9 protein-coding genes and 1 CRISPR repeat array are annotated in these 21,419 nt (G+C 64.6%); of the genes, 6 read left to right on the top strand and 3 right to left on the bottom strand.

From position 1 onward, the window contains the following. Nucleotides 1-84: 84 nt before the first annotated feature. On the top strand, nt 85-1,080 hold the full coding sequence (cas1f, locus tag ACVCL9_RS16865) for a type I-F CRISPR-associated endonuclease Cas1f (protein ID WP_447097260.1): 996 nt from the start codon (nt 85-87) through the stop codon (nt 1,078-1,080). Continuing rightward, complete coding sequence (gene cas3f / locus ACVCL9_RS16860; protein ID WP_447097261.1) at nt 1,077-4,502, top strand: type I-F CRISPR-associated helicase Cas3f; 3,426 nt, start codon at nt 1,077-1,079, stop codon at nt 4,500-4,502. The genes cas1f and cas3f overlap by 4 nt, the downstream gene beginning before the upstream one ends. Before the next feature lie 6 nt (nt 4,503-4,508). Here cas3f and ACVCL9_RS16855 read toward each other — a convergent pair whose 3' ends face one another. Both ACVCL9_RS16855 and ACVCL9_RS16850 read right to left on the bottom strand, forming a co-directional pair. Continuing rightward, nucleotides 4,509-4,925, bottom strand: a complete 417-nt coding sequence (locus ACVCL9_RS16855; RefSeq protein ID WP_447097262.1) for a PIN domain-containing protein — start codon at nt 4,923-4,925, stop codon at nt 4,509-4,511. Beyond that, entirely contained in the window at nt 4,922-5,176 is a 255-nt protein-coding gene (locus ACVCL9_RS16850) for a FitA-like ribbon-helix-helix domain-containing protein (protein WP_447097263.1), read from the bottom strand. Before ACVCL9_RS16850 ends, ACVCL9_RS16855 begins: the two co-directional genes overlap by 4 nt. Before the next feature lie 142 nt (nt 5,177-5,318). On the opposite strand from ACVCL9_RS16850, the gene csy1 reads away from it, so the two are divergent. From csy1 to cas6f, 4 genes are read left to right on the top strand one after another with little or no spacing between them, the layout of a single operon-like run. After that, nucleotides 5,319-6,692 (top strand): type I-F CRISPR-associated protein Csy1, encoded by a 1,374-nt coding sequence (csy1, locus tag ACVCL9_RS16845; RefSeq protein WP_447097264.1) that lies wholly within the window; start codon nt 5,319-5,321, stop codon nt 6,690-6,692. Then, a complete protein-coding gene (gene csy2, locus ACVCL9_RS16840; RefSeq protein ID WP_447097265.1) occupies nt 6,689-7,696 on the top strand; it encodes a type I-F CRISPR-associated protein Csy2 in 1,008 nt (335 codons plus the stop codon). The genes csy1 and csy2 overlap by 4 nt, the downstream gene beginning before the upstream one ends. Continuing rightward, nucleotides 7,599-8,741, top strand: coding sequence for a type I-F CRISPR-associated protein Csy3 (gene csy3, locus ACVCL9_RS16835; protein ID WP_447097266.1), 1,143 nt, complete (start codon nt 7,599-7,601; stop codon nt 8,739-8,741). Before csy2 ends, csy3 begins: the two co-directional genes overlap by 98 nt. A gap of 4 nt (nt 8,742-8,745) precedes the next feature. Further along, entirely contained in the window at nt 8,746-9,312 is a 567-nt protein-coding gene (gene cas6f / locus ACVCL9_RS16830; RefSeq protein WP_447097267.1) for a type I-F CRISPR-associated endoribonuclease Cas6/Csy4, read from the top strand. A gap of 130 nt (nt 9,313-9,442) precedes the next feature. Further along, nucleotides 9,443-18,173: direct repeats of the CRISPR family, unit length 28 nt; unit sequence GTTCGCTGCCGCGCAGGCAGCTCAGAAA. Nucleotides 18,174-18,261: 88 nt separating this feature from the next. Here the strand turns inward: cas6f and ACVCL9_RS16825 are convergent. Next, nucleotides 18,262-21,402, bottom strand: coding sequence for an efflux RND transporter permease subunit (locus tag ACVCL9_RS16825; protein ID WP_447097268.1), 3,141 nt, complete (start codon nt 21,400-21,402; stop codon nt 18,262-18,264). Nucleotides 21,403-21,419: the final 17 nt, after the last annotated feature.

Here is a 21,419-nt window from a genome sequence, read left to right as displayed (position 1 = left end):
CGTCCCTTCCATCGCAGCACGTGAGACACGGGGAGGCCACGGTGCGCAACGTGTACTATCGAGCCACATGGAAAGGGGAGGGATATGGACGATTTCGGCCCTACCGACCTCAAGTCAATCCTGCATTCCAAGCGCGCCAATATCTACTACCTCCAGCACTGCCGCGTGCTGGTCAACGGCGGTCGGGTCGAATACGTCACCGACGCCGGCAGGCAGTCGCTGTACTGGAACATACCCATCGCCAATACCACCACGGTGCTGCTGGGTACCGGCACTTCGATCACTCAGTCAGCGATGCGCGAGCTGGCCAAAGCTGGTGTCCTGGTCGGCTTCTGCGGTGGCGGCGGCACGCCGCTTTTTTCAGCCAATGAAATCGACGTCGAAGTCGCATGGTTGTCGCCACAAAGCGAGTATCGGCCCACGGAATACCTGCAGGCCTGGGTACGCTTCTGGTTCGACGACGACTTCCGGCTCGCAGCTGCCAAGGCCTTTCAGCACGCCCGCGCGAGACGCATTGCAGATGCGTGGCAACATCGCGCGCTGCGCGACGCGGGCTTCGCCGTGAATCCGGGCCGGCTCACCGAGCTGCTGGCCCGCACCCATCGCCTCATCGACCTTGCGCCTGACAACGCCAGCCTGTTGACTGAAGAGGCTAGGCTGACCAAGGCGCTGTTCAAACTGGCAGTGGATGCCGTGGGCTACGGCGAGTTCACCCGCGCCAAACGCGGTAGCGGCAGCGACCCGGCCAATCGCTTTCTGGATCACGGCAACTACCTGGCCTATGGCCTTGGCGCAACTGCCACCTGGGTGCTGGGCCTGCCGCATGGCTTGGCGGTGTTGCATGGCAAGACGCGCCGCGGTGGACTGGTGTTTGATGTTGCCGACCTTGTCAAGGACGCCACCATCCTGCCGCAGGCATTTCTCTCGGCAATGCGAGGCGACGAGGAGCAGGCCTTCCGCCAGAACTGCATCGAGGCACTAACCCGTAGTGAATCGCTGGACTTCATGATCGACACCTTGAAGGCCGTGGCGCTGGAAACCGCTGCATTGGCTGGCACGGCAAAAAGGGAGCAGGAATGAACGTGCTGTTGGTCAGCCAATGCGATAAACGCGCGTTGACCGAGACGCGCCGCATCCTTGACCAGTTTGCCGAACGCCGTGGCGACCGCACCTGGCAGACGCCGATCACCAAAGCCGGGCTGGACACCCTGCGCAAGCTCTTGCGCAAGACTGCACGCAAGAACACCGCCGTCGCTTGTCACTGGATACGCGGGCAGGACCACAGCGAACTTCTGTGGATCGTCGGTGACGGTCGACGTTTCAACACCGAAGGCGCCGTACCCACCAACAGCACGACCAGCGATGTGCTCCGCAAAGGCGATGAGAACGACTGGAACACTGCGCAGGACATCCGCCTGCTGGCACAACTGGCCGCGCTGCTGCACGACCTCGGCAAGGCCAGCCTCGCCTTCCAGCAACGGCTGCAAGACAAGCTCGACGAACGCAACCGCTACCGGCACGAATGGGTTTCGCTGCGCCTGTTCCTGGCCTTCGTCGGCACCGACAACGACGATGCCTGGCTGGCAAGGCTGGCAAGCGAGGATGAAGCCAGCGAAACGAACTGGACGGCTGCGGGCCGTTATCTGCGCGACGGTGTGGACGAGAATATCGAGCGCCATCCTTTTCGCCGCCTCACTGCCCAAGCGCCTCTTGCCGCCGCCATCGGATGGCTTATCGTCACCCACCATCGCCTGCCGCTCATCCCCGAGCCACGGAGAGACGGCAACGGGCAGGACTGGCTGGGGAAACGCGCGAACCGCTTCGAATCCACGTGGCTGGAGGCACCCTTGGCCAGCGTGGCCCACGACTGGAATGAAATCGACCAGCGCTGCTCGCCGATGGAGGCCCTGCCCTACTGGCAGCTGGCCGGAGCGCTTCCGGTAGTCGCATCCGCGTGGCGAACACAGGCCCGTCGTGCCGCCAAGGCACTGCTGGAACTCAAGTCGCGGCGCAACGAGGACTGGTTGAGCAATCCCTACGCGATGCACCTTTCGCGGCTGTGCCTGATGCTGGCCGACCACCATTACTCCAGCCTCGGCGTAGACAAGGAGCGCAAACCAGCGACCGAGCGCGTGCGTTTCCTGCAGCGTGACCAAGCCGTGTTCGCCAATACCCTGCGTCCCGGCGTGATGAACCAGTCACTGCTGGAACACCTCCTCGGCGTGGGCCATACCGCCAGCCTGATCGCCCACGCGCTGCCCAATTTCGAGCGCTACCTGCCGCGACTGGCCAACCATCGTGGCTTGCGCAAACGCAGCAGCGACGCACGCTTCGCCTGGCAGGACAAAGCCTTCGATGCGGCCACCGGCATGCGCGAGGCAGCACGCGAACATGGTGCCTTCATCGTCAACATGGCTTCCACCGGCTGCGGCAAGACGCTGGCCAACGCCCGCATCCTGTATGCCCTGGCCGACCCGCAACTGGGGTTGCGGGTGAGTTACGCGCTGGGTTTGCGCACGCTTACCCTGCAGACCGGGCGCAGCTATCGCCACGATCTGCACTTGAACGACGACGAGCTGGCGGTGCTGGTCGGCGGCTCCGCCAGCCGCGCCCTGTTCGAGCATTACGAAGCGAAAGCCGAGGCCAGCGGCTCGGCGTCTGTGCAGGCGCTGATCGAGGAAGACAGCCACGTGCTCTACGAGGGCAACGTGGCCGATCACCCTCTGCTGTCACGGGCGCTGGCCAACCCCGAAATCCGCAAGCTGATTTCCGCTCCGATGCTGGTGTGCACCGTCGATCACCTCGCACCGGCCACCGAATCGCTGCGCGCCGGCCGCCAGATCGCACCGATGCTGCGGCTGATGAGCAGCGACCTGGTGCTGGACGAACTGGACGACTATGACCTCGACGACCTGCCCGCACTGACCCGGCTGATGCACTGGGCCGGCCTGCTCGGAAGCCGCGTGGTGTTGTCCTCGGCCACATTGCCGCCGGCTCTGGTGGAGGGCATGTTCATGGCTTATCGCGCCGGTCGCCGCCACTACCAGCGCAACCACGGGCGCGATGGCGGTGCCGAGCGACCGGTCGAGGTGCCTTGCCTGTGGACGGACGAATTCGGCGCACAAACCGAGATCCTTGCCGACGCTGACGGCTTCGCTGCGGGCCATGCGCGCTTCGTCAGACGCCGCGTGGCCAAGCTGCAATCCGTCGAACCCTTGCGCCTCGCCGAACTGCTGCCGATCGACATCGCCGCCAAACAGCCCGAGCGCATCCATGCCGAGTTCGCCGGGCACGTACGCGACGCCTGCCTGCGCCTGCACCGCGATCACGCCCACTCCGACCCCGTCACCGGCAAGCGCGTCAGCTTCGGCCTGGTACGCATGGCCAACATCGACCCGATCTTCGACGTGGCCAGCACGCTCTACACGCAGGCCGCGCCGGAAGGTACGCGCATCCACCTGTGCGTGTATCACGCCCGCTTTCCGCTGGCACAGCGCTCGGCCATCGAAGCCATGCTGGATACCGCGTTCAATCGGCGCAGCGAAGACGCGGTATGGCAACTGCCGCAGGTCCGGCACACGTTCGACACGCATGCCGAACATGACCATCTGTTCGTCGTGCTGGCTTCGCCGGTATGCGAGGTGGGCCGCGACTGGGATGCCGACTGGGCGGTGGCCGAGCCGTCCTCGATGCGCTCGCTGATCCAGCTCGCCGGCCGCGTGCAGCGCCACCGCCGCAAGCCGCCGCAAACGCCCAACGTGCTGGTGTTCGACACCAATCTCAAAGGCATCGAACAGCGCGACGGCCGCCAGCCGGTATTCGCCCGCCCCGGCTTCGAGACGGAGCGCGACAACGGCCGCTTCCTGCTGGCTAGCCACAGCCTGCGCATGCTGTTGGCCGAGAACGAATACCGCCATCTCGACGCCCAGCCACGCATCCAGCCGCGCGCAACCGAACTGCAGCCGCGCGATCGCTGGGTGGATCTGGAGCAGGCGCGCATCCGCGCCGCCATGCTGCCGGTGCCGCCTACGCCCACCACTCATTCCACACGCCGCAGCGCCGTTCCAGCCCCGCGACTGGAACGCGACTACGCGCCCGCGGCTTGGGAACACCCACACGCCGCGCTCGCCGGCGTGCTGCCGCAACAGCAACCGTTCCGCCATGACGAGCAACCCGGCACCACGCTGGCATGGCTGCCCGATGAGGATGAAGACGATCTGCTGCCGCATCGCGTGGAAGACGCGCCGGGCAGTCGCCGCGGTGAAAAACTCTACGTCCCCGCCAGGGAGCTGCTTCACGAGGTCACGTTGAGCGTTGCGCCAGGTATCAGCTGCTGGGGCGAGTTCGACCTGCCGTCGCTGGTGGGCGAACAGGCCGAAGCGCAGGACCTGCCGCTCGATCTCGCCGCTCGCAGGTTCACCACCGTGGAAGTGCCTTCTCTCAAAGAGAACCATCAAGGCTGGCGCTGGCACCCATGGCTCGGCTTCACCAGACAACGCTGAGGAAGATCAATGCCAGGGATCAACCAGGGGAATGCCGCAACCTTCGAAATCGCGCAAGTTGCGCGTGGCCAGGGTGGCGCCGTGCGATCGTGCAATGCCGGCAATCATCACATCGGATTGGTCGACCGGACGTCCCTGGGCGCGCCGCTCCGCGGCGATGGCGGCGTGCGTATCGGCGGCCGCCTCATCGTAAGGCAGCACGCGCCCCGCCATGTCGACCGCAAAGATCGCCGCGACCTCCTGCTGCAGGCGCGTCTTGCGCTGACCGTCGGGCAGGATCAATACCCCATACAACATCTCGCCGCGCGTCACCGCTGTCGTGAACAGGTTCGAGCGCGCCTGCCGGTTCAGCCATGCCACCACGCGCTCGTCCGGCTGCGGCCGCATGAACTCCGACAGCACGTTGGTATCCAGCACGATCACTCGCCGAAGTCCGGCGGATCGCCCTGCGGCTCACGCGGCGGCAACTCCAGGTCGACGCCCCCGAACGGTTCCACGCGGGTGCGGATGGCGACATACAGCGACGCACCCGAATCTTCCTCAACACGATTGGCCAAGGCGGCGCGCAGGATGCTGCGCGCCTCCTCCTCCATCGAGCGCCCATGCCGTGCCGCCCGCACGCGCAGGCGCGCCTTCAGGTCGTCGTCCAGGTTTCGAATGGTCATGGTGGCCATGGCTGGGCCTCCATAAGTGATTGCAATGACTGCATTGTAATCACTCACTTCGGGCGATGCCACGCTCGAAAACCGTCGCAAGTACTGAGATCACCCGGGGCTAGAACTTCTTAACGATGGAAAACCGCAAAGGGAGAGGGGAATGAGCGAACTGACTGACCGAGGAAAGGCCTTCCGCGCCACCATCACCGGCTTCATCGAAGCCCGGCGCGAGGCCAAGCTGAAAGGCAAGGAAGACGATGCCGACACGGCATCGAAATACGAGTACACCACTTGGTTGGCCGATGCGGCACGACGGGTGGGCCAGATCCAGGCCGTGACCCATGTGCTCAAGGCCACCCACCCGGACGCGCGCGGCAGCAGCCTGCATGTCGCCCCGTCCGGCCTGCCGCGGCATACCGAAATCGGCAGCCACCTGCTGGGTGAGGGCTACGCAGAGGACGTGGTGGGCAATGCTGCTGCACTGGACGTGTTCAAGCTGCTCAAGCTAGAGGTGGATGGCCGCCGCCTGCTCGACTGGATGCAGGCCGGCGATACCGACCTGCAGGCCGCGCTGTCCAACGACGTCGAACAGGCTCAAGGCTGGATGAAAGCCTTCGCCTCGTTGGTGCGCGAAGAAACGCAGCCGTCCAGCCATCCCATGGCCAAGCAGCTCTATTGGCTGGTCGGCGAGGATCCGCAGGACGACGCCCACTACCACCTGCTGCAGCCGATGTTTTCCAGCTCGCTGGCCCATGCCGTCCACGCCGACATCCAGGATGCGCGCTTTGGTGAAGCCAACAAGGAAATGCGACAAGCCAGACGCGACAACAAGCCGGCCGATGTCATCTACCGCGACTACCGCGACCTCGTCGCCCGCAAGCTGGGTGGCACCAAGCCACAGAACATCTCGCAACTGAACAGCGAGCGCGGCGGCGTGAACTACCTGCTGGCTTCGTTGCCGCCACCGGCTTGGAAACCGGGTGCCGCGATGAACCTGCTCAGGCTCGATTCGGTGTTCGGGGAAAGGCATGGCGAGTTGAACCGGTTCGGCGGGATGCGCGAGTTGCTGCGCACCCTGACCGCCTTCCTCAAGGCCAACCCTGACCCCACCATGGAAACCCGCAACCATCGAGAGACCATCGAACAAGCCATCGGCCAAGAGTTGGCCATGTTCGGCGTGGCGATTCGAGGAAGCTACCCAGCCGGCTGGACGCGGGACGAGGCCTGCCAGTTACCGCTGTGCGAGCAACTCTGGCTCGACCCCGACCGCTTCGAGCTGCCGGAACGCAACGATCCATGGCATCCACACTGGCAAGAGGACGACCTCGCCTTCAAGCAAGCTTATGAGCATGGCGACTGGGCCGACGAAGTAGCGGTTCGCTTCGGCCTCTGGCTCAACGGTCAACTCCGCAAGCGTAGCGACAAACTGACCATGCTCGGCGAGGCGGAAATGCGTCACTTCGCCCGGCAGGCCATCCTCGACGTGGCCTGGCCCATCCCGTTGCAACCCCGCGCCAAGGCAGGTGCCGCATGAATACGCTTCCGCACTTCACCCATCTACTGGTGTTGCCGCATCTCAAGGTGCACAACGCCAACGCTGTCTCCAGCCCGTTGACTCACGGTTTCCCGTCCATCACTGCCTTTCTCGGGCTGATGTGGGCACTGGAACGCAAAACCCGCGCCGCCGGGCTGGATCTGGAGTTCGGTGCCGTGGGCGTGGTCTGCCACGACCGGCAGGAGCAGACCACCGAGGGTGGCTTCGTCAAAAGCTTCCGGCTCACCCGCAACCCGATTCAGCGTGATATCGAGCGGAAACTCATAGACAAGGATGGAAGAGCCGCTATGCCTGCCATCGTCGAGGAAGGTCGCATCCACCTGGACCTCAGTATGGTGCTGGCGGTGAACGCCGGGGCATGGGACAGGGACGCGCAGCAGCACGATCTGGAAACCATCCTCGACCTGTTGCAAGGCATGCGCATCGCCGGTGGCACGCTGTTGCCGGCTACGCAAGCGGCGGCTTCGCGTCATCGCCCATGGCTGGCCAACTTCACCGGCGACAGCGACGACCAAGCCAGGGAGTTCCGCAAGCTGCGCGCTCGCCTGTTGCCAGGCTCGGCATTGGTGGCCCGCGACGACCTGATCGACAGCCGGCTGGACGAGTTGCGCAAGCAGTCGCCACAAGCCACGCGTCTCGATGCGTGGCTATCGCTCTCGCGCATCAATTGGCATTACGACGCCAAGGCCAATGAAGGCAATGGTGGCTGGCAAAACGATCGCAAGAAAGGCTCGGGCTGGGTCGTGCCCATTCCCGTGGGCTACGGCGCTCTCGGAGAACTGCACGATGCGGGCACCGTGGCCCACGCGCGCGACGCCACCACGCCCTTCCGCTTCGTCGAAAGCCTGTATTCCATGGGCGAATGGATAGGCCCGCACCGCCTGCATGCACCGCAAGACCTGCTCTGGTACGCCGACAGCCGTCCCGACGAAGGACTGTACCGCTGCCGCAACAACTACCGCTCCGCCGACACCACTCTCTGACACGACAAGGAATTCCATCATGGCCAATGAACTCAAGACCGCTTCCGTCCTCGCCTTCGAGCGCAAACTCGACCCTTCCGATGCACTGATGTCCAGTGGCAACTGGAGCGCACGCACCGAGTCGCAAAACTGGACGCCCATCACGCTGCGCGCAAAATCCGTGCGCGGCACCATCTCCAACCGCCTGAAAGGTGGCGCAACAGACCCGGCCAAACTGGATGCAGCCATCCAGAACCCCAACCTGCAAACCGTAGACGTGGCCACCCTGCCCGCCGATGCCGACACGCTGAAGGTTCAGTTCACCCTGCGTGTGCTGGCCGGCACCGGGCAGCCCTCCGCCTGCAACGATGCCGCCTATCGGCAGAAACTGTTGGCCACCGTGGCGGGCTACGTCCAACAGAACGGTTTTGCCGAATTGGCCAACCGCTACGCCGCCAACCTCGCCAACGGCCGCTTCCTGTGGCGCAACCGCATCTGCGCGGAGCAGGTAGAAGTGACCGTGGCCCACATCGAGAACGGCCAGGCAAAAACCAGTTGGACCTTCGATGCACTGACCCATTCGTTGCTCGACCTCAAGGCGCCTTCCGCGGAAGCCAAGCCACTGTCCGAGCTGGCAGCACTCATCGCCAACGGCCTCGCCGGCAATAGCCATGTGCTGCTGCAGGTCACTGCCTTCGTGCGCATCGGCGCCGGGCAGGAGGTGTTCCCCTCGCAGGAGCTGATCCTGGACCGCGGCCGCAGCGACAAGAGCAAGACGCTGTACGATGTCGATGGCGTGGCCGCCATCCACTCGCAGAAGATCGGCAATGCGCTGCGCACCATCGACACCTGGTATCCCGAAGCGGCCGCGAACGGCCCCATTGCCATCGAGCCCTACGGCTCAGTCACTACCCAAGGCAAGGCATATCGCCAGCCCAAGGAAAAGACCGACTTCTACAACCTTCTCGACAACTGGATCATCAAGGACAAGGCGCCCGAACCCGACCAGCAGCATTTCGTGATCGCCACCCTGATCCGCGGCGGCGTGTTCGGCGAAGCGAACTGACGCCATGACCACGCACTACATCGACCTCAAGGTCGTTCCCGACCCTGAATCGGGACCGACACAACTCTTGGGCGCGCTCTACGACAACCTGCATCTTGCATTGGTGCAGCAGCGCCGGGACACCATCGGTATCAGCTTCCCCGACTACAGCTTGAGCCCGCGCACGCTGGGCACCACGCTTCGTCTTCATGGTAGTCAAGCCGATCTGCAACAACTGATGGCCACCGACTGGCTAAAAGGTATGCGCGATCACGTCCGCACAAAGGAGATCGCCGCTTCGCCCACCGACGCGCCGCACCGCACCGTGCAACGCAAGCAATTCAAGACCAATGCCGATCGGCTGCGACGACGGCGCATGCGCCGCAAGGACGAAACCATGGAACAGGCCAGGGATGCCATTCCCACCAGCGTGGAACGCCGCCCTGATCTGCCCTACATCCACCTACACAGCCGAAGTACCCGACAACCTTTCTGCCTGTTCATCGCGCTCGGCCCGCTCCAGCCCGAGGCCACCGCCGGTCCCTTCAACAGCCACGGACTTGGCGGCCCAGCCACCGTGCCCTGGTTCTGACCCATTTTTTTGAAACACGCAACAAGTCAGCACATTCAACCACTTGGAAGCCAGCTCTCATCAAAGGGAGCTGGCTTCCTTCTTTGCGCTTTGCCGTGGCGAGTCAGATACTTGGATGAGTTCCGCTCTAGTTCGCTGCCGCGCAGGCAGCTCAGAAAATACAGCATAGGATGACAGTACCAGGCGATTAGTTCGCTGCCGCGCAGGCAGCTCAGAAAATCGGGACGGCGGCGGCAATTTGTCTGCACAAGTTCGCTGCCGCGCAGGCAGCTCAGAAAAGAAACCGCCAGTACACCGCGAAATCGTGGGCGTTCGCTGCCGCGCAGGCAGCTCAGAAAACGTTGATCACGTCCTGCCGGCGCGCGGAGATGTTCGCTGCCGCGCAGGCAGCTCAGAAATCACGCGCTACCCGAAAGAGGTTGCGGACGTGGTTCGCTGCCGCGCAGGCAGCTCAGAAAAACCTTCATCAACGCCGATCCCTGTTAGGGGTGTTCGCTGCCGCGCAGGCAGCTCAGAAATGGCCGGCTCGCTGCGCAAAGGTCTAAACATGGTTCGCTGCCGCGCAGGCAGCTCAGAAATTGGCCGTCATCTTCAGTTCGCGGGTGATTTCGTTCGCTGCCGCGCAGGCAGCTCAGAAAAAGATCGGCGCCCGGGCGATCAATGCGCGGGCGTTCGCTGCCGCGCAGGCAGCTCAGAAATTCCGCCACGTCTCAGCATTGGCGACCGAATCGTTCGCTGCCGCGCAGGCAGCTCAGAAAAGCACAGCGTGACCTCGCTCTCACCTTCGTCAGTTCGCTGCCGCGCAGGCAGCTCAGAAAATTTATTCTTCAGGCCCATCTCAGCTCTCCTCGTTCGCTGCCGCGCAGGCAGCTCAGAAAAGCCGCCGCGAGGAGATGGCGCTCGCGTTCGAGTTCGCTGCCGCGCAGGCAGCTCAGAAAAACGAGACCGCGGCGATGAACAAGGTCATCAAGTTCGCTGCCGCGCAGGCAGCTCAGAAAACGCCGCAGCGCGCGTTGGGGTCGATGTAGCTGTTCGCTGCCGCGCAGGCAGCTCAGAAATTGGATCGACCTCGTACACGCTGACCTGGAAGGTTCGCTGCCGCGCAGGCAGCTCAGAAAAGGCGCGGAATCCGTACAGGTGGAATCCATACGTTCGCTGCCGCGCAGGCAGCTCAGAAAATCTGCGCGCGGGTTTTCAACTTCGCTGTGTAGTTCGCTGCCGCGCAGGCAGCTCAGAAAAGCCCGCCAGCGCCGCGTTGTTGCCATTCTGTGTTCGCTGCCGCGCAGGCAGCTCAGAAATTGCCTGCCGCGCTGAAAGGTTGGCATGGACAGTTCGCTGCCGCGCAGGCAGCTCAGAAAATACGCGAGAAAGGTGGCGAGATGAAATACACGTTCGCTGCCGCGCAGGCAGCTCAGAAATGAATGATCCCGTGCGATATGCCGTAGGAGTCGTTCGCTGCCGCGCAGGCAGCTCAGAAAAATTGCGCACGTAGTAGTCCCATGCACCCTGCGTTCGCTGCCGCGCAGGCAGCTCAGAAATAGGCGAGAACGGCCGAGGAAGCAGCTACCGCGTTCGCTGCCGCGCAGGCAGCTCAGAAAAGGAACGGCAGGCGCCGGCAGATAGCGGCTTCGTTCGCTGCCGCGCAGGCAGCTCAGAAAGCATCGCACCCCCTACCCACGCGCTTCCTCCCGTTCGCTGCCGCGCAGGCAGCTCAGAAAATGGTCACCTGCAGCGCGGTCAGCGGCGGGGTGTTCGCTGCCGCGCAGGCAGCTCAGAAAAACCCGCTGCCACAGCACACGTCGCAGTTCTGGTTCGCTGCCGCGCAGGCAGCTCAGAAAATTGCCAATGCCTGCCGCAGTTGTGACAACGTGTTCGCTGCCGCGCAGGCAGCTCAGAAAATGACCACAAAGGCCACTGAGGACACCTTCAAGTTCGCTGCCGCGCAGGCAGCTCAGAAAGCCAACTATGCGCCGAACACCTCCCCTGTTCTGTTCGCTGCCGCGCAGGCAGCTCAGAAATGTCGCAAGGCAAGCGCCGCCGATGCGACCAAGTTCGCTGCCGCGCAGGCAGCTCAGAAAATGCTGGAAACCCACGAGCCGTGGGTGATCCCGTTCGCTGCCGCGCAGGCAGCTCAGAAAAGAGAAAATCCGGTGACGGCATCGCCGTTGCCGTTCGCTGCCGCGCAGGCAGCTCAGAAATATCCGAGTCGGACGCCAAGCGGGGTGGGCGAGTTCGCTGCCGCGCAGGCAGCTCAGAAAAGCGACAGCGCGACCATCGCGGTCCACGCGAGGTTCGCTGCCGCGCAGGCAGCTCAGAAATGATCGGCCTCTTTCTCGATCTCGCTGGAGTCGTTCGCTGCCGCGCAGGCAGCTCAGAAATAGTCGGCAAGCCGTCCGTGGTCATCGCCGGCGTTCGCTGCCGCGCAGGCAGCTCAGAAAATCACGCGACCTCCTGCACGGCAGCCATGCAGGTTCGCTGCCGCGCAGGCAGCTCAGAAAGCCGACTGCGCGATGTAGGCCCGGCGGTTGTCGTTCGCTGCCGCGCAGGCAGCTCAGAAATGATCGCCGCCGCGCCTAAAGCGCTGGTGCTCGTTCGCTGCCGCGCAGGCAGCTCAGAAAAGGCACCGCCGCGCGCGAAAGGCGGCACGGAAGTTCGCTGCCGCGCAGGCAGCTCAGAAATGCGCGCGCTGCCTGTCCTGCCATGTCGCGTAGTTCGCTGCCGCGCAGGCAGCTCAGAAATGGTCCGTGCCGCCATAGTGGTTACTCGGCGAGTTCGCTGCCGCGCAGGCAGCTCAGAAAAACCGCCTGCGCGACATGTGGAACGGTCTGCCGTTCGCTGCCGCGCAGGCAGCTCAGAAAAAGAAGAAGGTGGAAACCCGTGCCGTGACCAAGTTCGCTGCCGCGCAGGCAGCTCAGAAACTGCCCCGAGGAAGTCGAAGCAGCACACCAGGCGTTCGCTGCCGCGCAGGCAGCTCAGAAAAAAACCCTGCACTTCTGTTGGCCCACCACTGGGTTCGCTGCCGCGCAGGCAGCTCAGAAATCTGGGAGCCATGGCGCCCGCCTGGTGCTGAGGTTCGCTGCCGCGCAGGCAGCTCAGAAATAACACATCATCCAGCGTCGATGCGTGATCCTGTTCGCTGCCGCGCAGGCAGCTCAGAAAAGTGGATGACCCCACGCGTTGCCGGCCAGCCCGTTCGCTGCCGCGCAGGCAGCTCAGAAAAAAGCTGGCTTGAACGAGGTTCAGCAGAGGACGTTCGCTGCCGCGCAGGCAGCTCAGAAATTGTACGTCAACGACAAAGCGCCAGACGGATAGTTCGCTGCCGCGCAGGCAGCTCAGAAATCGGCCGCGATCTCATCGCAACGATCTTCAATGTTCGCTGCCGCGCAGGCAGCTCAGAAAAGCGCCAGGGCGATGTCGCCGATGTGCGTGATGTTCGCTGCCGCGCAGGCAGCTCAGAAAAGGCTGCAGCGGCAGCACGTTGGCCGGCAGGTGTTCGCTGCCGCGCAGGCAGCTCAGAAACTATGAATGGCATGAGTCTGATCTTTCGCCCAGTTCGCTGCCGCGCAGGCAGCTCAGAAAAGTTCCTGCACCCGTACGCCTTCGACCTGATCGTTCGCTGCCGCGCAGGCAGCTCAGAAATAGACCCCGGTGCTGAAACGGTGAAGTCTCGCGTTCGCTGCCGCGCAGGCAGCTCAGAAAGCACGGATCGGCGCCAGCCCTAGCAGCTCATCGTTCGCTGCCGCGCAGGCAGCTCAGAAAGTTGCGATTGGCGGCCCGCGTCCGCACGGATCGTTCGCTGCCGCGCAGGCAGCTCAGAAAAGTACACGACCGAGCTCGATAGCGTCCCCGGCGTTCGCTGCCGCGCAGGCAGCTCAGAAAGTGACTTCTTCCTGACCTCCACCGAGGCCAGCGTTCGCTGCCGCGCAGGCAGCTCAGAAAGTCGAGCGCCTGAACCTGTGCCTGTACGCACAGTTCGCTGCCGCGCAGGCAGCTCAGAAAGAACAGCACGTGGTCGTTGTCCGGCGCCTCGAGTTCGCTGCCGCGCAGGCAGCTCAGAAAGCCTCGACGCGCCATTCGAAGTAGCCCGATGCGTTCGCTGCCGCGCAGGCAGCTCAGAAAATGCGGCTGGCGCCGGTGTCGCCGTTGCTGGCGTTCGCTGCCGCGCAGGCAGCTCAGAAATGCACCTGCCCGAAGGCGCCACCCTGGTGGTGGTTCGCTGCCGCGCAGGCAGCTCAGAAAGCGTGCAGCCACCGGTGCACGGGTCGGAAATCGTTCGCTGCCGCGCAGGCAGCTCAGAAATGGCACGGCCCCGGCAGCGTGCTGCTGCGCCGGTTCGCTGCCGCGCAGGCAGCTCAGAAATCCGCACGGATGCGGTCGGCCTTTTCGGTGTCGTTCGCTGCCGCGCAGGCAGCTCAGAAAATCGAAGCCCACCTTTCGGAGAACACCCATGAGTTCGCTGCCGCGCAGGCAGCTCAGAAAGTGTAGTCGGTGCCGGCGGTGAGCGTGAGCGGGTTCGCTGCCGCGCAGGCAGCTCAGAAAATGCGGTGCAGCGTCCCGCGCGAGACCCCCATGTTCGCTGCCGCGCAGGCAGCTCAGAAATCAATGCGTCGGTGGATTCGTGGGCGTGGACGGTTCGCTGCCGCGCAGGCAGCTCAGAAAATGTCAGCGCGATGGCGGCGTAGTTGCGCACCGTTCGCTGCCGCGCAGGCAGCTCAGAAATCCCGAGCGCGTCCCGGCCGACGTCGATCCCCGTTCGCTGCCGCGCAGGCAGCTCAGAAAGCGAAGTAGTCGCGCAGGGTCGCGCCGGACTCGTTCGCTGCCGCGCAGGCAGCTCAGAAAAGCCCGCGGTTCCGCAACTCGTTCAAGCAGCCGTTCGCTGCCGCGCAGGCAGCTCAGAAAACGCGCATCACGGCGCGCGCGTCGGTCAGGTCGTTCGCTGCCGCGCAGGCAGCTCAGAAAAGGATGGGGTCGGCCTGGCCGTACAAGCCGAAGTTCGCTGCCGCGCAGGCAGCTCAGAAAATCACGAACGTCCGAGTCAGCTCGAAGGCGTCGTTCGCTGCCGCGCAGGCAGCTCAGAAAAAGCTCCAGGCTGTTGCGATCGAGCAGCGCCTGTTCGCTGCCGCGCAGGCAGCTCAGAAAATGTACCGCACTGTACGAACGGACGTCGAGCGGTTCGCTGCCGCGCAGGCAGCTCAGAAAACCCGCCAGCACAGGCGGCGCAGGTCGATCCAGTTCGCTGCCGCGCAGGCAGCTCAGAAACGAACTCAACCGCGATGCGGCGCGCCTCGCTGCGTTCGCTGCCGCGCAGGCAGCTCAGAAATTACAAACTCCGAAGCCGCAGCAGCTTGAACAGTTCGCTGCCGCGCAGGCAGCTCAGAAACGATAAATCGGCTGGGGTCTTTGCGTTCAATTGTTCGCTGCCGCGCAGGCAGCTCAGAAAATACGCGAGAAAGGTGGCTAGATGAATTACACGTTCGCTGCCGCGCAGGCAGCTCAGAAAATCATGTCGCAGGCATTCGACGGGCTCTCGTCGTTCGCTGCCGCGCAGGCAGCTCAGAAAACGGGGATTCAGGCCCTGCGGCGCGCGGCCGTGTTCGCTGCCGCGCAGGCAGCTCAGAAAAGGTCGAGCTTGCCGTGCGCGCACTGGAGGCGGTTCGCTGCCGCGCAGGCAGCTCAGAAAAGAACGCGCGCCGGTACATCGCCATAATCACCGTTCGCTGCCGCGCAGGCAGCTCAGAAAAGACGCCGGAACCCATCGAGCGGAAGGTGAGGGTTCGCTGCCGCGCAGGCAGCTCAGAAAAATCGCCGGAAGTTCGGGCTGCATCTCGGCCAGTTCGCTGCCGCGCAGGCAGCTCAGAAAATAATCAGCGGTTTGCGAATAACCATACGCGAGGTTCGCTGCCGCGCAGGCAGCTCAGAAATTCCTTCACGCGGACGAGTTCGGTCAGTTCGAGTTCGCTGCCGCGCAGGCAGCTCAGAAAATTGAGAGCGAGTGGTACATCCGCGGAAGTGAGTTCGCTGCCGCGCAGGCAGCTCAGAAATGACGCCCATGACCCCCTACATCGCCGAGCTGGTTCGCTGCCGCGCAGGCAGCTCAGAAACAGCTACGGAGAAAGACATGAGCGCGGTCATCGTTCGCTGCCGCGCAGGCAGCTCAGAAATATCGCGGATCGGGGTTTCGGGCTGGGGGCAGGTTCGCTGCCGCGCAGGCAGCTCAGAAATTCGCCGGCCAGTACCAGCAGTCACCATCCACGTTCGCTGCCGCGCAGGCAGCTCAGAAAACAGCATCGGCAACAGGTATTCCGCGAACGACGTTCGCTGCCGCGCAGGCAGCTCAGAAATGAATCTTCTGCTGGATCGCTTCGACGCGCAGGTTCGCTGCCGCGCAGGCAGCTCAGAAATTTCCCACGGAGCCATGCCATGACTGTTGCACGTTCGCTGCCGCGCAGGCAGCTCAGAAAAAGTCGCGCCGGTCCTCGAAGAACTCCGCCTTGTTCGCTGCCGCGCAGGCAGCTCAGAAATGCGCGAACTTGCGGAGCTGTGGAAGGCTGGCGTTCGCTGCCGCGCAGGCAGCTCAGAAAGCTGTTCTGTGTTGCGATCTGCTGGGCAATCTTGTTCGCTGCCGCGCAGGCAGCTCAGAAAGGAGGATGCGGCTGCCCCTGCGCTGCCGGCAAGTTCGCTGCCGCGCAGGCAGCTCAGAAATTGGGCGAAGGCTTCCCGAAAGGCTTCGTCGAGTTCGCTGCCGCGCAGGCAGCTCAGAAATTTGGCTGAGCCACTCGCGAAGTACTCGCAGCGTTCGCTGCCGCGCAGGCAGCTCAGAAATGCTGTTCGGCCGCGCCCTGCATACCCTGGTGGTTCGCTGCCGCGCAGGCAGCTCAGAAAAGTCGGGCTTGCGATCGTTGTGCAGGTCGATGGTTCGCTGCCGCGCAGGCAGCTCAGAAATGCTCGGCATCGACCCGGTGCGCCTCCCGCTCGTTCGCTGCCGCGCAGGCAGCTCAAAAATTCAGGTCAATCATGGTCATCTCCTTCATGGTGTTCGCTGCCGCGCAGGCAGCTCAGAAAACGACCCGAACACCGAGACCGACACGCCGAACGTTCACTGCCGCGCAGGCAGCTCAGAAAACCAAGGCCGCGCTGCGCATCGCCATCAGCGGGCTCGCTGCCGCGCAGGCAGCTCAGAAAATGTCGCGGAACACGCTGCCCTGACGGTCGATGTTCGCTGCCGCGCAGGCAGCTCAGAAATTGTAGCCGTTGGGGGCCACGGCATACCACTTGTTCGCTGCCGCGCAGGCAGCTCAGAAAGCGTCGTTCTACGTGCAGGCCATCCGCACGGAGTTCGCTGCCGCGCAGGCAGCTCAGAAAGCATAGGTGACGCGGTTGCGCACGCGCGAGACGTTCGCTGCCGCGCAGGCAGCTCAGAAAAAGACGCGCATTGAGACCGGGCTCAGCAACGAGTTCGCTGCCGCGCAGGCAGCTCAGAAAAGGATGGCTGGCCCATGCGCTGTGGCCATCGTTCGCTGCCGCGCAGGCAGCTCAGAAATGCAGCGTAAGTGCGCCGCCGCGGCCCGCCTTGTTCGCTGCCGCGCAGGCAGCTCAGAAAAACGCGAAGCCATGCAGCGCCGCATCCGGGGCGTTCGCTGCCGCGCAGGCAGCTCAGAAAGAAATGGGCGGACAGCCGCGCGTGGAAGACGTGTTCGCTGCCGCGCAGGCAGCTCAGAAAAGATCGTGGATCTTGGCCGCCCGGACCTGGTTGTTCGCTGCCGCGCAGGCAGCTCAGAAAAGAGATGCCGCTGATCTGCAAACCCATTTCCCGTTCGCTGCCGCGCAGGCAGCTCAGAAACGCACCATCCGCGGCGAGTACCAGATCGGTCCGTTCGCTGCCGCGCAGGCAGCTCAGAAAGATAGTTAGGGCGCTGCCCTACGGAGAATGAAGTTCGCTGCCGCGCAGGCAGCTCAGAAAGCGAGGCATAACACCTGATTAGACGGCGAATCGTTCGCTGCCGCGCAGGCAGCTCAGAAAGCCCAGGCGTTCATCCTCCCGCCCGACCCCGGGTTCGCTGCCGCGCAGGCAGCTCAGAAAAGCCCCGACGCAATACCGGGAATGCGTCCTCCGTTCGCTGCCGCGCAGGCAGCTCAGAAATGCAGGCCGTTGACGGCCGTGAGCGTGGTTTCGTTCGCTGCCGCGCAGGCAGCTCAGAAAGCCAAGCCCGCCGCCACGCCGCTCGACATGGCGTTCGCTGCCGCGCAGGCAGCTCAGAAATTCGGCAATCCGTGTCAATAGGTCGCGCTGATGTTCGCTGCCGCGCAGGCGGCTCAGAAATGGACGCCGACGTGGCCGCGCGCAGCATCCGCGTTCGCTGCCGCGCAGGCAGCTCAGAAAAAGTGCTGCTGCAGGCGCTGGACAAGGCCAGCGTTCGCTGCCGCGCAGGCAGCTCAGAAATTGTCGATGTGCGACAGGTGGCTGATGCGAATGTTCGCTGCCGCGCAGGCAGCTCAGAAAACCGTATGGCGTCGCGGGCGATACCATCGTGCGTTCGCTGCCGCGCAGGCAGCTCAGAAAATCGAGAACACCGGCGCGGTGGTGCGCGTTTCTGTTCGCTGCCGCGCAGGCAGCTCAGAAATCGAAGGCCACCTGATGCGGCGACGGGATGGCGTTCGCTGCCGCGCAGGCAGCTCAGAAATGGGCAAGGTCGTCGCCGGGAAGTTCACCGAGGTTCGCTGCCGCGCAGGCAGCTCAGAAAGCGCGCAGATCTGACGCTTCGCACCATCCATGGTTCGCTGCCGCGCAGGCAGCTCAGAAAAGCACCGGCGTCGATCCGCAGCAGGCCGCGTTGTTCGCTGCCGCGCAGGCAGCTCAGAAAGAAACCCGCCGCGCCCCCGACCTTCGTGCCCAGTTCGTGGCGCGCAGGCAGCCCACCGTCCGCATTGCACAATGCAGGGGCGAAACCATCAGGTCCCGGCAACAACCTGACGACGCCGTGCCAGCTTGCGCTCGCGCCGGCGCGCGCTCCACGCCTTGCGCCGTTCGGCCAGGCAGGAGAACACCACGTACAGCGCCGGGGTGCTGAGCAGGGTGAGGCTTTGCGAGATCAGCAGGCCGCCGATCAGGGCGATGCCGAGCGGGCGGCGCAGTTCGCTGCCTTCGCCCAGGCCGATGGCGATCGGCAGCGCGGCGAGGATGGCAACCATGGTGGTCATCATGATCGGGCGGAAGCGCACCAGGCAGGCTTCGCGCACGGCCTCCAGCGGCGGCTTGTGGTGTTCGCGCTGGGCGACCAGGGCGAAGTCGATCATCATGATCGCGTTCTTCTTGACGATGCCGATCAACAGCACCAGCGCGATCTGCGCCACCACCGACAACTCGGTGTCGGTCAGCCACAGTGCCAGCAACGCGCCGACACCTGCCGCCGGCAGCGTGGAAAGGATGGTGACGGGGTGGATCAGGCTCTCGTACAGCATGCCAAGCACGATGTAGACGGTGACGATCGCGGCCAGCACCAGCCACAGCATGCCACTCTGCGACTCCTGGAAGCGGCGGAAATCCCCGCCCATGTTGAGCTTGATGTCGCCGGGCATGCGCATGTTGCCCACGGTGGCCTGGATCACCTGCATCGCCTGGCCCATGCTCACCCCGGGCGCGAGGTTGAAGCTCAGGTCCATCGTGGTGAACTGGTTCTGGTGGGTGATCTGCGACGGCGCCAGGCCGGATTCCTGGCGGGCGAACGCGGTGATCGGCACCATCTGGCCCTGGTTCGATTTCACGTATACGCGATTGAGCGCGTCCGGCGTGGCGGTCTGCGCGGGCAGCGCGTTGACCACCACGCTGTACTGGTTGATGTCCGAGTAGATGGTCGACACCTGGCGCTGGCCGAAGGCGTCGTAAAGCGCGCCGTCGATGGCGCCGATGGACACCCCGAGCCGCGCCGCGGTGTCGCGATCGATCACGATGTTCTGGCGCAGGCCGCCCTCCTCCACGTCGCTGCCGACGTCGCGCAGCAGCGGGTTCTTCTTCAGCTCGGCCACCAGTCGCGGCAGCCACAGTTGCAGCGTGGCGAGGTCGTTGCCCTGCAGCGAGACCTGGTATTGCGCGCCCTGGCTGGTGCCGCCGCCACCGCCGCTGGGCAGGTCCTGCACGGCGCGCAGGCGCAGGTGCAGGTCGGGATACTTCGCGGCCTTGGCGCTCAACCGGGCCAGCACGGTGAAGGTGTCGTCGGTGCGCCCTTCGCTGCGCGTCTTGAGGTCGATGTTGAACGAGCCGCTGGCACCCTGGCGGCTGCTGCCCAGGCGCGTGCCCACCGTGGCCACGTCCGGGTCGGCCAGCAGCATCGCGGTGAGCCGCTCCAGCCGCTGCCGGCTCTCGTCGAACGATACCGTGGCGCTGGAGGTGGCGCGGCCCCAGATCAGGCCGGTGTCCTGCTGCGGGAACAGACCGGTCTTGACCACGGTGAACAGGTAGAACGTGGCGACGATCAGCACCAGGGGCGTCAGCGAGAAGGCCAGCACGTGGCGCAGCGAGAAATCCAGCGCCCGCCGGTACACGCCGAGCATGCGGGCGTGGAAGCGGTCCAGCACGTGGCTGCGCTCGGGCCCGGCGCTGGCCTCGCGTGCGCGATGGCCGCCGAGGAAACGCCCGCACAGCGCCGGCGTGAGCGTCAGCGACACCGCGGCCGACACCACGATCGCCGCCACCAGGGTCACCGCGAACTCGTGCATGAACATGCCGGTGATGCCGCCGGCGAACAGCAGCGGGATGAACACCGCCACCAGCGAGGCGGTGATCGAGACGATGGTGAAGCCGATCTCGCGCGCGCCGGCCAGGGTGGCCTGCATGCGCGTCATGCCGTCGTCGATGTGGCGAATGATGTTCTCGATCACCACGATCGCGTCGTCCACCACGAACCCGATCGCGATCACCAGCGCCAGCAGGGTGAGGTTGTTGAGCGTGTAGTCGAGGATGTACATCGCCACGAACGCACCGGCCAGCGACAGCGGCACCGCCACCGCGGCGATCAGCGTGGGTGCGAGACGACGCAGGAACAGCGCCATGGTCAGCACCACCATCGCCAGCGAGATCAGCAAGGTCGCCTGTACCTCATGCAGCGAGGCGCGGATGGTTGGCGTGCCGTCGAAGAACGGGGTGAGCCGGGTGCCTGGCTGCAGGAACGTGCGCAGCGCCGGCAGTTGCGCCTTGACCAGGTCCACGGTGGAGATGACGTTGGCGTCGGCCTTCTTGTACACGTACATCAGCACCGCCGGCTGGCCGCCGAACCACGCCGCCTGGTAGGCGTCCTCGGTACCGGCGTAGACGTTCGCCACGTCGGCGAGGCGCACCGGCGTGCCATCGTGGCTGGCCACCACCAGTTTCGCGAAGTCCGCGGCGCTGTGCAGCGAGGTGGTGGCGGCCACCGCCATGCGCGTCTTGCCGTCGCTGAGGAAGCCTTCCGGCGAGGTCACGTTGGCCGCGCGCAAGGCGTTGCGCAGCTGGTCCGGCGACAGGCCCATCGCGTTGAGCGCGCGCAGGTTCACGTCGACGCGGATCGCCGGGGTCGAAGCGCCGGCGATCTCCACCGACGAGACACCCGGCAACTGGCGCAGGCGCTGCGCCAGCAAGGTGTCGGCGACGTTGTAGAGATCGCCCGCGGCCTGCGTGTCGGAGGTCAGCGCGAAGGCGATCACCGGGTCGTCGTTGGGATTGGCCTTCTGGTAGCTGGGCGCGCCGTTGAGGCCGCTGGGCAGGTCCGGCGCGGCCGCGTTGATCGCCGCCTGCACGTCGCGCGCGGCCGAACCCAGGTCGGTGCCGTTGCGGAACATCATGAAGACGAAGGTGCGCCCTTCCGAACTGGACGAGCGCATCGTCTCGATGCCGGGGACCTGGCCCAGGTGCCGTTCCAGCGGCGCGGCCACGGTGGAGGCCATGGTGCTGGCGTCGGCGCCGGCCTGGCTGGCCTGCACGAAGATCGCCGGGAACTGCATGTTCGGCAGCGCCGACACGCCGAGCAGGAAGTAGCAGATCATGCCGCCGACGAACAGGCCGATCGCGAGCAAGCTGGTGCCGATCGGACGGCGGATGAAGGAGCCGGAGACATTCATGCGGGAAACACGACCGT

This window comes from Rhodanobacter sp. UC4438_H5, from assembly GCF_052978405.1.
Note: the sequence above shows the minus strand (reverse complement) of the source record. Positions and strands in the feature narration are given on the sequence as shown.

Bases quoted from the DNA above. Each gene is read 5' to 3' on its own strand.
- cas3f (WP_447097261.1), top strand. From the start codon at position 1,077: ATGAACGTGCTGTTGGTCAGCCAATGCGATAAACGCGCGTTGACCGAG.
- csy2 (WP_447097265.1), top strand. From the start codon at position 6,689: ATGAATACGCTTCCGCACTTCACCCATCTACTGGTGTTGCCGCATCTC.
- ACVCL9_RS16825 (WP_447097268.1), bottom strand. From the start codon at position 21,402: ATGAATGTCTCCGGCTCCTTCATCCGCCGTCCGATCGGCACCAGCTTG.
- csy3 (WP_447097266.1), top strand. From the start codon at position 7,599: ATGCACCGCAAGACCTGCTCTGGTACGCCGACAGCCGTCCCGACGAAG.
- cas1f (WP_447097260.1), top strand. From the start codon at position 85: ATGGACGATTTCGGCCCTACCGACCTCAAGTCAATCCTGCATTCCAAG.
- ACVCL9_RS16850 (WP_447097263.1), bottom strand. From the start codon at position 5,176: ATGGCCACCATGACCATTCGAAACCTGGACGACGACCTGAAGGCGCGC.
- csy1 (WP_447097264.1), top strand. From the start codon at position 5,319: ATGAGCGAACTGACTGACCGAGGAAAGGCCTTCCGCGCCACCATCACC.
- cas6f (WP_447097267.1), top strand. From the start codon at position 8,746: ATGACCACGCACTACATCGACCTCAAGGTCGTTCCCGACCCTGAATCG.